Source organism: Streptomyces sp. NPDC107581 (genome assembly GCF_055657175.1).
Genome location: NZ_JBVKBH010000017.1, coordinates 139,071 through 154,706, shown reverse-complemented (window position 1 = coordinate 154,706; position 15,636 = coordinate 139,071). Strand labels below are relative to the sequence as shown.

Genomic DNA, 15,636 nt, shown 5'->3' with positions numbered 1-15,636 from the left:
GGCCCACGCTGAGCGAGGCTGGCCCCGGCAAGGGGAAGGTCGTGTTCCGGAGGTGAGGAAACATGAGCAGTGCGCCGGTCATCGCCGCGGTCGACGGTTCCGAGGACAGCCGGCGGGCCCTGGAATGGGCCCTGGACACCGCCCGCCGCCGCGCGGCACCCCTGCGGGTGGTGCACGTACGGCAGTACGCCGCCTGGGGGCAGGCCGACGTGCTGGTCGCCGGGCCGCCCGACGCGCAGGGCGACCCGGTGCTCGACGAGGTGCGCGCCCTGCTGCGGGACGAGCCGGACACGCCGCCCGCGGAGTACGTCGCGCTGGAGGGCGTACCGGGCGCGGTGCTGCCCGAACTCGGCATGGACGCCCAGCTGTTGGTCCTCGGCTCGCGAGGCCGCGGCGGCTTCGCCAGCCTGCTGCTCGGCTCCAACGGCCTGGCCGCCGCACGCGACGCCGCGTGCCCGGTGGTCGTCGTGCCCCCGCCCGACCGCGAGGTGCATGGCGACGGGCCGGCCGAACCCGGGCCCCGGGTGGTCGTCGGCGTGCACGCCGACAGCCCCGACGAGGCCACCCTCGACTTCGCCTTCACCGAGGCCGCCCTGCGCAAGGCCCGCGTCCAGGTGATCGCCGCCTACCCCTGGCCGGTGCAGACCTGGTCCGCCCCCGGCCAGCTGGTGCCGCCCCCGATCGACCAGGACGCCGTCGAGAACGAGACCCGGACCCTCGCCGAGGGCTTCCTGGCCCCGCACCACACACGACACCCCGAGGTACGCGCCGACGTGGAGGCCCTGCCCGGAGACGCGGCCGGTCATCTCGTCGCCGCGTCCAAGGACGCCGACCTGGTCGTCGTCGGCCGCCACCGGCGGCGCCTGCTCGCCCCCGCCCGCATGATGGGCTCGGTCACCCAGGCCGTGCTGCTGCACGCGGCGAGCCCGGTGGCGGTCGTACCGCCGACGCCGCCGCAGGAGTGACACCACCGTGCCCCCGCACCGGCACGCTCCGTGACGGTCGGACGGTGCGGGCGCGCCCCGGGAGGGCGCCCGCACGTCGCCGACGACGCCCGTACACGTACCATGGCCGCATGTCGTTCCTCCGCCGCCGCAGCGCCACTCCTGCGGGACCCGACTTCGACGTGCTGGCCATGGACCCGGGCGACTGGCCGGGCAACCTCGGCGCGGGTCTGCTGCCCGCCGCCGACGGCACCTGCCAGGGTGTCTTCCTGCGCTACGACCTGTTCGGCGGTCGCGGCCCCGCCATGATCATCGGCAACCTCCCCGAGGGCTCCCCGGCCCGGGACGTCACCGAGGACGAGGTCCCCTTCGAGGTGGGCCAGCTGCTGCTGGCGCTGGAGAACGACGAGGAGGTCATCGTCGTCGGCACCGAGGACACACCGGTCCTCCAGGGCGACAACCTGCTGATCGTGCGCCGTCTGAAGCTCTCCGAGAGCCGCATCTCCTGTGTCCAGTTCGACCGCAGCGACGGCATCCTGGTGACCATCGCCGCCTGGGACCGCCCCATCACCGACGACCTGTACGCCCTGCTGAAGCCGCTCCCGGCGGAGCTGTTCCAGCAGGGCTGACCAGCAGGCCGCGCTAGTGTGCGGAGCCCTCCGGACGGACGTCCGCGGCCCGCACGAACGCCACCCGGTGGCCGTACTGGATCTCGTAGTACAGATCCTTGCCGACCACGACGCGATGCGAATCGGTGGTGAAGGTGACCGAGTAGTAGTACTCGCCGGGCACCACATCGCCGACCACGTACTTCTGCCCTGCCGGGATCGTGTACGGCAGCGGCACCACCGACTGTGCGGGCACCCCCGCCGGGTAGGCCTCCTTCTCCGGATACGCCCTGCCGTACACGGGGACACTCGCCAGGCCGTCCCTCGGGGTGACGACGAGACCGGCCGCGCGCACCGCCGTGGGATCCTTGCGCGGGTTCTTGAACCAGGCCTTCTGCCCGAGGTACCAGATCGCCGTCCAGTCACCCCAGCGGTCGGCGACCGCGTACTGCTGACCGGTGGAGACCCGGGAGGACAGGTCGTTCACGCCGTCGGTCGGTGCCGTGCCCAGGCCGATGTCCTTGATCAGCGGCGCGTTCTCGTCGTGGTCGGAGTACAGCCGCACCTCGTCGGAGCCGTGCGCCGCGCAGGGCTGGCCCGGGGTGGTGCAGCCCGTGTACACCGGCTGGTTGGCGGAGTAGTCCGGCAGGATCGTCACCAGACCGGAGTGCCGGCCGCCCGTGCTCGTGAAAGGACGGCCCAGCAGCTGGAAGTAGTGGCGCCAGTCCCAGTACGGGCCCGGGTCCGTGTGCATGCCGGGGATGGTCGAGGTGGTCGGTCCGGGCACGTTGTCATGGCCCAGGATGTGCTGCCGGTCCAGCGGGATGCCGTACCTGTGGGCCAGGTACCGCACCAGCCGCGCCGAGGACCGGTACATCGCCTCGGTGTACCAGGCGTCCGGCGAGGCGAGGAACCCCTCGTGCTCGATGCCGACGGACCGGGCGTTGATGTCCCAGTTGCCCGCGTGCCAGGCCACGTCCTTCGCCTTGACGTGCTGGGCGATCAGACCGTCGGTGGACCGGATGGTGTAGTTCCAGGACACGTACGTGGGGTCCTGGATCAGGTTGAGCACCCCGTCCCAGGCGCCCTCCGTGTCGTGGATGACGATGTACTTGATGCGCTGTGACACCGGACGGTCGCCGAGGTCGTGGTTGCCGTAGTCGTCGTCCCCGAACTGGGCGTACGGCGCCGGGATCCACTCGCAGGACACCGACGCCGGGCATTCGGTGCCGTCCGCCGGGACCGTGCGCAGTCCGGCCCGCGCCAGCGGGGCGGTGTCGGGGGCGAGGTGCGGCTGAGCCGCCAGGGTGACCAGCTGGCCGTCGTCCGTGGTGCGCTCCTCGCCGGTGCGCAGCACGTCGTACACGTCGTTCGCGTAGGCCGCCGCGGTCGCCCTGTCGTCCGCGCCGGAGAAGCGGGCCACCGCCCCGTACCAGTTCGCCGGGTCGGCGCTCAGCGGTTCGCCGAGCGCTTTCTGGGCGGACGCGAGCAGGGCCGCGCCGCCCGCGATGTTGGCGGCCGGGTCGGAACGCAGCTCCGCTGTCGTGAGTCCGGTCAGCTCGGCCGCCTTGGGCAGCGTCTTGAGACGGGCCGGGAGCGCCGAGTCCGCCGGCGGCTCGATGTCGGGGTGCAGGGCCGCGCGGGCGCTGTCGCCCCGGGCGTCCTCGGTGCCCTCGGCCAGGTGCTCGGTCGTGGCGAGCGCGGTGCGGGCGTCGGTGAGGTGCATGGGGCCGTAGCCGCCGCTCACGCTGGGCGCCCCGGCATGGGTGTCCCAGCGGGACTGGAGGTAGGAGACGGCCAGCAGGACGCTCTGTGGCACGTGGTACCGGTCGGCCGCCAAGGCGTAGGCGTGCTGGAGGCGGGCGGGGGAGGGTGAGATGGCGCTCGCGGCGGGGGCCGCGCCGAGCAGGGGCAGCAGCAGGGCCGCGGAGGCGAGAGTGCCGGCGGTCCGCCGCAGATGTCTGTGGCCGGGAGTGGGCGTGGGGTCGGTGGCGGAACCTCGCAATGCTGCCTCCTGTGACGGGCGTGGCGTGGCGGGGCGTGCGGCGCCGAGCTGGGACAGTGGTACCCGCTCGCCGACGATCCGTCAATGATGCCTTTCAGGACAGGGATTCCCCATGTCACGGAGGGTTTCGGCGAGTTTCGCCGCGTTGCTGCGCGGGCCTGCGGAGCGTCAGTGGCGTACACCAATGGACGTCCGCCGGCCGGGTCCGCACATACGAAGGCCCGCGATGCGCCGCCGCTTTGGGCGCACCGCGGAACCGTCGTCCCCGTCAGCGAGTGCCGACCGCCGCGCGCACGGCCCTGCGGGCCAGCTGACAGTCGTCGTGCAGCCGCCTGAGCAGCAGCCGCTGTTCCTCGCCGGACGGCGCAGCGCCCGGGGGGGCCATGCCCGGTGCCGCCGGGGTCGCGTCGTGCATCGAACGCTGCACGGCCGTCTCGTAGGTGCGGATCTCCCTGGTCAGCAGGAGCATCAGGTTCACCAGGAAGGCATCCCGGGAGGCCGGGCCCGCCGACTGGGCGATCTGGCTGATCTGACGCCGGGCCACCGGTGCGTCCCCGAGGACCAGCCACAGCGTCGCCAGGTCGTACCCCGGCAGGTACCAGCCCGCATGCTCCCAATCCACCAGCACTGGACCGGCCGGTGACAGCAGCATGTTCGACAGCAGGGCGTCGCCGTGGCAGAACTGGCCCATCCCCTGGCGGCCCGCCGCGTGCGCGATGCCGTGCAGCAGCTTCTGCAGATCGCCCAGGTCCCGGTCGGTCAGCAGCCCCAGTTCGTGGTACCGGGAGATGCGGGCCGCGTAGTCCAGGGGAGCGTCGAAGATGCCTGCCGGGGGCCGCCAGGCGTTCAGCCTGCAGATCGCTCCGAGTGCGGCCCGGATGTCCGGTCGGGGCGGGGCCTCCACCGGATGCCGCTGGAGCGCCGCCACCCGGCCCGGCATGCGCTCGATCACCAAGGTGCAGTTGTCCGGGTCCGCCGCGATCAGCCTGGGCACCCGCACCGGCGGCCGGTGCCGGACGAACGCGCGGTATGCGGCTATTTCGTGTCGGATCCGCTCCGACCAGGCCGGCGACTGGTCCAGGAGACACTTGGCCACGGCCGTGCTGCGTCCCGTCGTCCCCACGAGGAGGACGGACCGCCCGCTGCGGCGCAGCACCTGCACCGGAGCGAACTCCGGACAGATCCGGTGCACCGAGGCGATCGCGGTGCGCAGCTGTGCTCCCTGCGGACCGGACAAGTCGAGTCTCCCGCTGAGCGGTTGGGTACCGGACTGTCCCGGAACGCGCCGTGGCCGGCCCGCGCCGAGCACGGGGACTCCCGGCCGCGCCGCCGGGTCGAGGTACGGTGCGCCGCCCGCCGGGCGGGGACGCAGCGGCCGGAGCGGAGCGGACACGGAGGACGATGCTGCGTACATGGGAGATACAGATCCCTTCGTGTGCCTGCGGTGCCTGCCTGTAAGTCCATGCTCAAAGTCACGCTCGAAGCTCAGAGTCACGCTCGAATTCCGTGCGCGGATTCCGCGCTCGAAGTGATGGCTTTGAGTGCGTGCGCCCACCCGGCCCGGTCGCCCGGGTGCACCCTGGGGAATGCACTCGTTCAGCACCGGCGATCACTAGCGACTACTAGCGACAACCAGCGGCGACCGGGTCGGGGTGGCGCTTTCCTACCTGACACCCGATGCCCAGTGGCACACCATCTGGCGCACCCTGGCGAACCGTGGCGAATAGTCGCCCGGCAACCTCCACGGGGCTACTGTCAACTCAGCCGAGAACCTGGGGGCTTGACGTGAGCGGACAACCCAACACCCGCCTTGCGGACCTGTTCGGCCTGGCCGGCTGGTCCAAGGGCGAACTCGCGAGGCTGGTCAACAAGCAGGCGGCGGCCATGGGCCACCCCCAGCTGTCGACCGACACCTCCCGGGTGCGGCGGTGGATCGACACGGGAGAGATCCCGCGCGATCCCGTACCGCGGGTGCTGGCGGCTCTGTTCACCGAGCGTCTCGGCCGTGTCGTGACCATCGAGGACCTCGGTCTGGTACGGCACGGGCGTGCGGGAAAACGGCAGGGCGACGGGAATGCGGAACATCCCGACGGCGTGCCGTGGGCGCCCGAACGGACCGCCGCGGTCCTCACCGAATTCACGGGAATGGACCTCATGCTCAACCGACGCGGCTTGGTGGGCGCGGGTGCCGCGCTCGCCGCGGGATCCACACTCAGCAGCGCCATGTACGACTGGTTGCACACCGATCCGACCCTGAAGGCCGACGCCCCTGTCCTCGACGACCCCCTGCACGCCGACCCCGCAGGGTTCGACCGCTATGAGGCCGCCCCCATCGGGTCGCAGGAGATCGAGGAGCTGGAGCGTTCGGTCGAGGTGTTCCGCGCCTGGGACGCGGCCCGTGGCGGCGGGCTCCAGCGCAAGGCGGTCGTGGGACAGCTCAACGAGGTGGGCGGCATGCTCGCCTATCACCATCCACCCCATCTCCAGCGGCGCCTGTGGGGCGTCGCCGCCAACCTCGCCGTCCTCGCGGGCTGGATGTCGCACGACGTCGGCCTGGAGCCCACGGCCCAGAAGTACTTCGTCATCGCCGCCCATGCCGCCCGCGAGGGCGGTGACCGGCCGCGGGCCGGGGAGGCCCTGTCCAGGGCGGCCCGGCAGATGGTGCACCTCGGCCGTCCCGACGACGCACTGGACCTGATGAAGCTCGCCCAGTCGGGCGCGGGGGAGCGCCTCCAGCCGCGTACGAAGGCGATGTTCCACACCATCGAGGCCTGGGCGCAGGCGTCGATGGGCAAGAGCCAGGCCATGCGCCGCACACTCGGACATGCGGAGGACCTCTTCGTCTCCGACCGTTCGGACGTGGAAGCGCCGTCCTGGATGCAGACCTTCAAGGACGAGGACCTGTACGGCATGCAGGCCCTCGCCTACCGCACGCTCGCCGAGTTCGACCCGGGCGCCGCCGTCCACGCCCAGTACTACGCGGACAAGGCCCTTTCCCTGCGCGTCGACGGACGGGAGCGGTCGAAGATCTTCGACCATCTCTCCATGGCGTCGGCCTGCTTCATCGCCGACGACCCCGAACAGGCCGACCGCTACGCACGGCTGGCCCTGATGTCGATGGGCTCGAACTCCTCGCGCCGCACCTGGGACCGGCTGCGGCAGATGTACCGGCTCACCGCGGAGTACGCCGGCTATCCGAAGATCCATGAACTGCGGGAGGAGATCCGGCTCGCCCTGCCGAGCCCGAAGGGCAGGGACGACAACAGCGCACAGGCGTAGGGGCCCCTGCGCCGTCGGCCGGCCGCGGATCAGCTCATGCGGTGACCGCTGCAGTGACGATGGAGTCAGTGCATGCGGTGACCTCGGCGGAACAGTGCATGCGGTGACCTCGGCAGATCAGCTCATGCGGTGACCTTGGCGACGAGCACGCACGCGTCGTCCTCACGTCCGGCTCCACCGAACTCCGCCACGACCGTGCGCACACAGTCCTGCGCGGTGCGCGCCGCCCCGAAGTCCGGGGCGAGGTCGAGCAGAGGGGGCACAGCGGTCGTCGCGCTGCGCCCGGACACCAGTCCGTCGGTGTACAGCAGGAGCAGGTCGCCCGGCTCCAGGGTCACCTCGGCCTGCCCGTAGACGGCGCCCGTGGTGGCGCCGAGCAGGACGCCCTCCGGGGCGGTCAGCACGCGCCCCGTCCCGTTGCGGTACAGCAGCGGGGCGGGGTGTCCTGCCTGTGCCCACACCAGGGTGCGGGTGTCCGGCCGGTAGCGGCAGCAGACGGCGCTGCCGAGGGCGGGCTGCACGGTGGCGTCGAGTAACTGGTTCAGCATGGCGAGCAGCGGGCCGGGTTCGGTTCCGGCCATCGCCATCCCGCGCACGGCTCCCAGCAGCATCGCCATGCCCGAGGCGACGGCGACGCCGTGCCCGGTGAGGTCGCCGACGCTGAGCAGGGTGGCGCCGTCGGACATCTCCAGCGCGTCGTACCAGTCGCCGCCGATCAGCGTGCTCGTGGCGGCCGGCAGACAGTGGGCGGCGAGGTCGAGGGTCTGCCGTCCCCGGTGCGGGAGCCGCAAGGAGCCGCGCCATGGCGGCAGCACGGCTTCCTGCAGCTCGACCGCGAGCCGGTGCTCGGTCTGTGCCTCCCGGCGGTGGTGGTGCAACGAGTCACGGGTCTCGTGCACCGTCCGCTGGCTGCGGCGCAGTTCGCTGACGTCCCGCAGCACGGCCCACATCGAGGCGGTGCTGCCGTCGGCGCCGAGCACGGGTTCGCCCATCATATGGACGGTCCGCACCGCAGCGTCGGGCCGTACGACGCGGAACTCGCCGTCGATCGGCCTGGCGTCGACCAGGCAGTCCGTCACCATCGCGGTCAGTTTCGGCCGGTCCTCCTCCACGACCAGGGAGGGCAGCTCGTCCAGGGTCAGCGCGGGGCCGGACGGGTCGAGACCCAGGATCTGGTACAGCTCCCCGGACCAGCTCACCTCGTCCGTGAGCAGGTTCCACTCCGCGCTGCCGACCCTGCTGAGCAGCGAACCGCCCGCGGTTCCGCCCGGTGCAGGCCGGGCGACCGGGGTGTCGACGGGGTCGGCCGGCGCGGGCTGAGGTCCGTCCCGCAGCTGCGCCAAGTGGGCGTCCAGATCGTCGAGTTGGTGCAGCGCGAGGTCGTACAGAGCCCGCTGCCAGCGCTCCTGGGCGTCCGAATCCTCGCTCCGGGCGTCCCGCCGTACCGCGTCCACGTCACCCTTGAGCCGCCGCGTCTGCGATATCAACGCCTCGACCGAGCCGCGCCCGGGCGGCTGGGCGGCTGAGCGGTCCGCGGAGACTGGGGACGGCATGACGCACTCCGATGAGGGGACGGTACGGCCACGGGGGACGGGAGGGACCGTTACGACTGTCGCACAGCCCGCGACGCCCCGTAAGGGATTTGGCAACACACGATACGGTGGTGCTTCAGGCATATGCCAGAGTCTTCCCGGCGTGCTCCGAAGGTACCGAAGGTGTAGTCGCAGAAGGCTTCAAGTCGTAGGTGTACTACGGGAGATGGCCGACTTCGGGTGCTTCGGTGTGGCGCTCCGTCACATGTTCGTCGCTCTGGTGTTCCATGATGTCGCCGACGTGTGCCGCGCGCCAACTCTGTCCGGATTCAGCGTCCTGTGAACGGCCTCCGCGGACTCCTTATAGGCATGGACCTCATCATCGAACAGCCCGCCCTTGCCCGTCTGATCACCGCCGAGGACCAGGAGGTCCCGGTGTCGGCGACGCTGCGCTACAGCGCGGACGATCCACTGGCCGTCTTCGTGGACTTCCCGCCCGAGGCCACCCTGGCGGGCGACGAGGTCACCTGGACGTTCGCGCGCTCCCTGCTGGACCAGGGGCTGCGGGCCCCGGCGGGACACGGGGACGTACAGATATGGCCGTACGGCCGCACGCGGACGGTTCTGGAGTTCCATTCGCCCTGCGGCCTGGCCCTGATCCAGTTCCCGACCTCGGCGCTGCGCCGGTTCCTGATGAACACCTACGCCGCGGTGCCGGCCGGGCAGGAGGACCTGACGGCGGTCGTGGAGCGGGGACTGAGCACCTTGTTCGGCGGGGTCTGAGCGGGCCCCGGTCCTGTGGTGCGACGACTTTGACTTTTGTTCACCCGTGCCTCATCGCACAGCTATGGACCTGGACGAACACCGCGTGCACCCTGGCGCGCGGTGTGCCGCAGGGGCACTCCGGCGACGAGGACGGGGCGAATGACACCGATCAGCCGAAGAGGATTCGTGGGGCTCGGGGCTTCCGTGGCGGCAGGGGCGGCGCTGGGCGTCGGCACCCGCGGCACAGCGGCGGCCGCGGCCACCGCGGCGACCGGCACGATCAAGGACGTGAAGCACGTGGTCATCCTCATGCAGGAGAACCGCAGCTTCGACCATTACTTCGGGCGGCTGAAGGGCGTCCGCGGCTTCGACGACCGCAGCGGCATCACCCTGAGCGGCGGCTACCCGGTCTTCGACCAGCCGAACGGACTGGGCCGCCAGTACCCGTGGAAGCTCAGCGCCACCCCGGCCGCCGGCGGCAAGGACGGTGAGACCCTCGCCCAGTGCAACGGCGACCTGCCGCACTCCTGGTCCTCGCAGCACTCCGCGTGGAACAAGGGCCGTATGGACAACTGGGTCCTGGGCGTCGGCAACGTCCGCTCGCTCGGCTACCTGGACCGCTCCGACATCCCCTTCCACTACGCGCTCGCCGACAACTACACCATCTGCGACGCGTACTTCTGCTCGACTCTCAGCGCGACCGGCCCCAACCGCACCTACCTGTGGAGCGGCAAGGTCGACCCCTCCAGCTACGACGGCGGCGACGAGTCCGGCCTGACCTGGCAGAACTACGCAGAGGCGCTGCAGACCGCCGGGGTGACCTGGAAGGTCTACCAGAACGCGGCGGACAACTACGGCGACAACGCCTGCGCCTACTTCAAGAACTTCACGAACGCCAAGGCCGGCGACCCGCTCTACGACCGCGGGATGTCCTCCGTCCCGAAGGCCACCGGTTCGACCCCGGACGACATCGCGGCCGCCATCAAGGCCGACGTGCTCGCGGGCACGCTCCCGCAGGTCTCCTGGGTGGTCCCCAACCAGGCCTTCTCCGAGCACCCGTACGCCCCGCCCGGTGACGGAGCCCACTTCGTCAATCTCGTGTACCAGGCGCTCGCCGCCGACCAGGACGTCTTCGACTCGACCGTCCTGTTCCTGAACTACGACGAGAACGACGGCTTCTTCGACCACGTCCCGCCCCCGGCCCCGCCCGCCGGGACCGCCGGCGAGTTCCTCAACGGGGTGCCGTACGGCTTCGGCTTCCGCGTCCCGATGATCGTGGTCTCGCCCTGGACGCGCGGCGGCTGGGTCTCCTCGGAGGTCTTCGAGCACACCTCGGTGCTGCGCTTCCTGGAGACCTGGACGGCGGCCCTCGGCAAGCCCGCCCAGTGCCCCAACATCAGCGACTGGCGGCGCAAGGTGAGCGGCGACCTGACCGGCGTCTTCGACTTCGCCAACCCGGTCCACGGCTCCGTCGCCCTGCCCGCGACGAGCGTCATCGGCATCGACACCTGCGGCCCGCTGCCCAACCCCGCGCCGACGAACAACGCCCTGCCCGCTCAGGAGCCCGGCACCCGCCCGGCCCGCGCGCTGCCGTACCAGCCGAACGGATACCTGGACCACCTGGAGTTCGGGTCCGCCGGCAAGATCCTCGCCTGGTTCACCATGACCAACCAGGGCGGCCCGGCGGCCCGGGCGGCGCACTTCTCCATCCACCCCAACGCCAACCGCGACACCACGCCCTTCCAGTACACCGTCGACCCGGGCGGCACGGCCTCCGACTACTTCAACATCGGCCTGGGCTTCGGCTCCGGGAAGTACGACCTGAGCATGGTCGGCCCCAACCGGTTCCTGCGCCGCTTCCAGGGGGACGCCACCAAGGCGGGCAAGTCGGCCGAGGTGAGCACCCGTTACGCCGTGGAGCCCGGCACGGGCAAGCTCGCCGTCTATTTCAGGATGACCAACTCGGGCTCGTCGTCGGTGAAGTTCACCATCACCTCCAACCACTACCGCACCGACGGTCCCTGGACCTACACCGTCGCCGCGGGAGCCTCGAAGGAGGACTACTTCAACGCCGTCGCGTACCAGAACGGCTGGTACGACTTCACGGTGACCGTCGACTCGGACGCGACCTGGTCGCGCCGGTTCACCGGGCACCTGGAGACGGGCGCCACGAGCGTCAGCGGCTGACCTTGCCGTACAGGTCCGGGCGCGGGGCGAGAGTGACGGCCACCCGGCCGCCGGTCTCCAGCGCCCGGACCCCCGCCTCGGCGACGACGGAGGCCGCGTAGCCGTCCCAGACACTCGCGCCGGCGACCTCACCGCGCCGGGTGGCGTCGACCCATGCCTGCACCTCGCGGTCGTAGGCGTCGGCGAAGCGGACGAGGTAGTCCTGCGCCACGTCCTCGGCCGCGCTGCCCCGGGAGGTGACCACCATGGTGTGCCCGTCGCCGATCCGGGCGCTGCCGGCCTCGCAGACGGCCTCGCAGCGCACCTGGTAGCCGAAGCCGCAGTTGACGAAGACCTCGACGTCCACCAGGGCGCCGTGCTCCGTCTCGAAGAGCACGAACTGCGGATCGGCCAGGCCGTCCGGCGCATGCGCCGAGGAGGCCGGCCGCAGCACGCTGACCGCCGTCAGCTCCTGCCCGAGCAGCCAGCGGGCCGCGTCGATCTCGTGCGAGACGGAGCTGTTGACCAGCATGGCGCTGGTGAAGCCGGCGGGGGAGGCGACATTGCGGTGGGTGCAGTGCAGCATCAGCGGACGGCCGAGGCTGCCCCCGTCCAGCAGGGCCTTCAGACGCCGGTACTCGCTGTCGTAGCGCCGCATGAAGCCGATCTGCGCCAGCCGGCGGCCGAGTCGCGCCTCGGCCTCCACCACCCGCAGCGCACCCGTGGAGTCCGGCACCATGGGCTTCTCGCACAGCACCGGCAGGCCGCGCTCGAAGGCCGCGAGCAGGGCCTCCTCGTGCGCGGGTCCGGGCGAGGCGATCAGGACGGCCGCCACGCCCGGCGCGTCCAGCGCGGCCACCGGGTCCGTGTGCACGGTGACGCCGTCCAGGCCGGCCACCGCCTCCTCGGCGCGCTCGACCTCGGGGTCGGCCACGGCGGCCACCCGGGCGCCGCTCACCACCTCGGCGAGGCGTCGTACGTGGTCGGCACCCATGTGCCCCGCACCCAGTACCGCCACGCCCAGCAACTCACCCATGTGCGTGCGCTCCCTCCCGCCGGCGATCACGCCGTAGCGTACGCCGCTCGGGGAGCGCCGCCCGGACCGAGCCTCAGTACCGCAGCACCCCCGCGATGCCGTTGGCGTCGCCCAGCGTGCCGTCGGGGACGAAGCGGACGTCGGCGCCGGTCTCCAGACACTGCTCGACGATCTCGTCCACGATGTCGTCACGGGCGTCCAGGTCACCGGCCTCGGCCGGGACGAGATGGCCGCCGTCGTCGCGGACGGTCACCCGGTAGTTCTCCTCGACCGCGAGGAGCCGGACACGCCCGTCCCGGGCGTTCTGCCACAGCTCGTCCACCCCGGCCGCGAAGGACTTGTGCCCGCGTGCCGAGACGAGTTCCCCGACGACGGACGTGGCGTCCTTGCGGGCCTCCGCCTCCAGGACCGGACGCAGGGCCTGCCACACCGCCTCCGGGCCCGCGTGGGCCAGGCCCCCGTGCCGGACCTGTACCCCGGATCGGGCGACGGTGCCGACCTCGTCCAGCAGGGACAGCGCCGCCTGCTCGCCGGTGATGTACAGCGGGCGGGGCTGGTCACGCAGCACCGCGCTCAGGGCGATGTCCGCATCGCGCAGGTACTGGCGGGTGCCCTCGTCCCGGAAAATGCTCGGCTGGTCGCCGATCTGCATCTGCCGCTCGGCGTCGAAGTTCTCCCTGTTGTGCATCAGCGGGAAGCCGCCGGAGTGCTCCTCCGTGATCCGGTCGGGCCCGCCGCTCCACAGGGTGACGCGGTCCGCGGAGACCGACAGCACCCAGAAGGGCCGCTCGGCGGCCTGCGCGGAGACCAGGTTGCGGGTGAGGAAGGTGTCCGCGAGCACCACCCGCTCGGGGACGGTGCGGGCCAGCGACCAGACCTGGTGCTCACCGGGGGCGGCGAAGATCACCAGGCCGTCCTCGGCGTGCGCGAGGTCCACCTCCGCCAGCGCGCGGTCGAGCTGTGACACGACTTCGGCGCGCCGTTCCCGAGTGACCGAGGGGTCGGATTCCAGCCGTTTCCTCGCCTCGGCCACCACATTGCGCAGCCGGACGGGATCCTGGCCGTTCTCGGGTTCGCGGCGGTGCGTCGGCGTCAGCACGGACACCGCCGGGTAGGGACGCGGGCGCCGCAGTTCGGCAAGGGTTCCGGGACTGAGTGCGTGCTCCATGACAGCACGATAGGGCCGATTCAGTGGTCCGGCATTCGGGCTGACAGCGGCACCTCTCGTCACAGTGTGTGACATCTCGGACGCGGTGCGCCAACTCGCTTGGACACAAGGCGTTTACATGCGTTCGACGTGCCGATCATTTGGGCTGCTAAGGTGCTACTCGCTGGTAGCAACCTGCTGCGAGGGGATCACGGGGAGTCATCCGGCTCCCTGTGCGGGGAGTCCCCAACGACCCGGCAATGGAGCCGGGTTGACGACGTACCGTCCGGTCGCGCACCGGGACGTCCGCACTCCCGCTTCCTCGCCCACGTACTCAGACAGGTGAGACACCTCCCATGGCACGTTCCCTGGTCGATTTACTGACCGAGCACGCCTCCAACCATCCCGAGCGCACCGCGTACCGCCATCTCGTGACCGGTGACTGCGACGGGGAGATCCAGGAACTCACCTACGGCCGGCTGGCCACCCGCTCCCGGGCCGTCGCCGCCTGGCTGCAGGAGCACGGACTGGCCGGCTCGCGGGCCATGCTGCTGTACCCGCCCGGCCTGGAGTTCATCTGCGCCTATCTGGGCTGCCTCTCGGCCGGCGTGATCGCCGTACCCGGCGTGCCCCCGCAGGGCCGGGCCCAGAACCACCGGGCACTGAACCGGATGAAGCGCCTGCTGGCCGACGCGGACGCCAAGGTCATCCTGGGCGGCCGCGACGTGATCGCCGCGCTCGACGCCACGGCCGGGGAGCTGCCCGAACTCGACGGGATCGCCCGCGTCGCCACCGAGGACATCCCCGACGACGCCGCGGCCGTCTGGCGCACACCCGAACTCGCCCCGGACACCGTCGCGTTCCTGCAGTACACCTCCGGTTCCACCGCCGCCCCGCGCGGTGTCGCGGTCACCCACGGCAACCTCCTCGACAACGAGCGGGTCATCACCGAGCGCATGGGCCACACGCCCGAGGCGATCGCCGCGCACGACCACGAGATGTTCGTCAGCTGGCTGCCGGTCTACCACGACATGGGGCTCATAGGCCCGGTCCTGAACACGGTGTACCTCGGCGCCACCGCCACCCTGTTCTCCCCGCTGCACTTCCTCCAGCAGCCGGCCCGCTGGCTCACCGCCGTCAGCCGCTACCGCCCGCACACCAGCGGCGGCCCCAACTTCGCCTACGAGCTGTGCCTGAAGCACGCCGGTCCGGACCTCCTGGACAGCCTGGACCTCAGCACGTGGAAGGTCGCCTTCAACGGCGCCGAACCGGTGCGCGCGGCCACGCTCCGCCGCTTCGCCGACACCTTCGGCCCCGCGGGATTCCGCCGCGAGGCCCTTTACCCCTGTTACGGCCTGGCCGAGGCCACCCTGATGGTCACCGGCGGCACCGTGCACGCCCCGCCGACGCTGCTCGCCGCCGCCGACGGCGCCCCGAACGCGGGCGAGGCCGACGCGGCGGCCGTCGGCTGCGGCCGGCCCGCCCCGGGCGTGACCGTGGCGATCGTCCACCCCGAGGGACAGCAGGAGCTGCCCGAGGGGGAGGTCGGCGAGATCTGGGCGGGCGGGGCGAGCGTCGCCAAGGGCTACTGGCGCAACACCCTCGCCACCCGCGAGACCTTCCGCGCCCAGCTCCCCGGCCGCGAGGGCCGGTTCCTGCGCACCGGCGACCTCGGCTTCCTGCGCGACGGCGAACTCTTCGTCACCGGCCGGCTGAAGGACCTCATCGTCATCGACGGGCGCAACCACTACCCGCAGGACCTGGAGCTGACCGCCGAACTGGCGCACCCGGCCCTGCGCCCCGGCTGCACCGCGGCCTTCGCCGTGGACGCCGAAGGTGGGGGCGAACAGCCCGTTCTCGTCGCCGAGATCGCCCCCGACAGGGCCGGCGAGTCCGAGAAGATCACCGACCGGATCCGCAGCGCGGTGGGTGAAGCGCACGGCCTGTCCGTGCGTGACGTGGTTCTCGTCCGGCCCGGCACGATCCCCAAGACCTCCAGCGGGAAGATCCAGCGCCGCGCCACCCGCACCGCGTACCTCGACGGCACCCTCTCCTCGGTGCCGGCCGCGGACGCCGTGGGGTGACCCGCCCGGCCGCCGGTGCGCCCTGCGGCGCCGGCGGCCCGGCACCCCCTGCGGCCCCCGCAACGGGCCG

11 protein-coding genes are annotated in these 15,636 nt (G+C 71.7%); 6 read left to right on the top strand and 5 right to left on the bottom strand.

The window, feature by feature from the left end:
* Positions 1–62: 62 nt before the first annotated feature.
* Together ACZ7P3_RS34595 and ACZ7P3_RS34590 are read left to right on the top strand one after the other, a co-directional pair.
* Positions 63–965, top strand: a complete 903-nt coding sequence (locus ACZ7P3_RS34595) for a universal stress protein (RefSeq protein ID WP_472087764.1) — start codon at positions 63–65, stop codon at positions 963–965.
* Positions 966–1,075: 110 nt separating this feature from the next.
* Positions 1,076–1,573, top strand: coding sequence for a hypothetical protein (locus ACZ7P3_RS34590; RefSeq protein ID WP_472087763.1), 498 nt, complete (start codon positions 1,076–1,078; stop codon positions 1,571–1,573).
* Between the two features lie 13 nt (positions 1,574–1,586).
* On the opposite strand, the gene ACZ7P3_RS34585 is transcribed toward ACZ7P3_RS34590, so the two are convergent.
* Positions 1,587–3,557 carry an N-acetylmuramoyl-L-alanine amidase gene (locus ACZ7P3_RS34585; protein ID WP_472087762.1) on the bottom strand — a complete coding sequence of 657 codons (1,971 nt, stop codon included), beginning with the start codon at positions 3,555–3,557 and terminating at the stop codon, positions 1,587–1,589.
* Positions 3,558–3,825: 268 nt separating this feature from the next.
* The gene (locus ACZ7P3_RS34580) at positions 3,826–4,971 is read right to left on the bottom strand and encodes an aminoglycoside phosphotransferase family protein (protein ID WP_472087760.1); all 1,146 of its coding nucleotides are present in this window, start codon (positions 4,969–4,971) and stop codon (positions 3,826–3,828) included.
* A gap of 371 nt (positions 4,972–5,342) precedes the next feature.
* Between ACZ7P3_RS34580 and ACZ7P3_RS34575 the strand changes: the two genes are divergently transcribed.
* Entirely contained in the window at positions 5,343–6,836 is a 1,494-nt protein-coding gene (locus ACZ7P3_RS34575; RefSeq protein ID WP_472087759.1) for a DNA-binding protein NsdB, read from the top strand.
* A gap of 122 nt (positions 6,837–6,958) precedes the next feature.
* Here the strand turns inward: ACZ7P3_RS34575 and ACZ7P3_RS34570 are convergent, their stop codons facing one another.
* Complete coding sequence (locus tag ACZ7P3_RS34570) at positions 6,959–8,389, bottom strand: PP2C family protein-serine/threonine phosphatase (protein WP_472087758.1); 1,431 nt, start codon at positions 8,387–8,389, stop codon at positions 6,959–6,961.
* A gap of 348 nt (positions 8,390–8,737) precedes the next feature.
* Here ACZ7P3_RS34570 and ssgD point away from each other — a divergent pair, with 348 nt between their 5' ends.
* Entirely contained in the window at positions 8,738–9,151 is a 414-nt protein-coding gene (ssgD, locus tag ACZ7P3_RS34565) for a spore wall synthesis regulator SsgD (protein WP_472087757.1), read from the top strand.
* A 141-nt stretch (positions 9,152–9,292) separates the two neighbouring features.
* Positions 9,293–11,320 carry a phosphocholine-specific phospholipase C gene (locus ACZ7P3_RS34560; protein WP_472087756.1) on the top strand — a complete coding sequence of 676 codons (2,028 nt, stop codon included), beginning with the start codon at positions 9,293–9,295 and terminating at the stop codon, positions 11,318–11,320.
* Here the strand turns inward: ACZ7P3_RS34560 and ACZ7P3_RS34555 are convergent.
* Both ACZ7P3_RS34555 and ACZ7P3_RS34550 read right to left on the bottom strand, forming a co-directional pair.
* On the bottom strand, positions 11,310–12,335 hold the full coding sequence (locus tag ACZ7P3_RS34555) for a Gfo/Idh/MocA family protein (RefSeq protein ID WP_472087754.1): 1,026 nt from the start codon (positions 12,333–12,335) through the stop codon (positions 11,310–11,312). The two genes, ACZ7P3_RS34560 and ACZ7P3_RS34555, sit on opposite strands and share 11 nt — an antisense overlap.
* 73 nt (positions 12,336–12,408) lie before the next feature.
* Positions 12,409–13,503, bottom strand: a complete 1,095-nt coding sequence (locus ACZ7P3_RS34550; RefSeq protein WP_472087753.1) for a baeRF3 domain-containing protein — start codon at positions 13,501–13,503, stop codon at positions 12,409–12,411.
* A 335-nt stretch (positions 13,504–13,838) separates the two neighbouring features.
* Between ACZ7P3_RS34550 and ACZ7P3_RS34545 the strand changes: the two genes are divergently transcribed.
* On the top strand, positions 13,839–15,566 hold the full coding sequence (locus ACZ7P3_RS34545; protein WP_472087752.1) for a fatty acyl-AMP ligase: 1,728 nt from the start codon (positions 13,839–13,841) through the stop codon (positions 15,564–15,566).
* Positions 15,567–15,636: the final 70 nt, after the last annotated feature.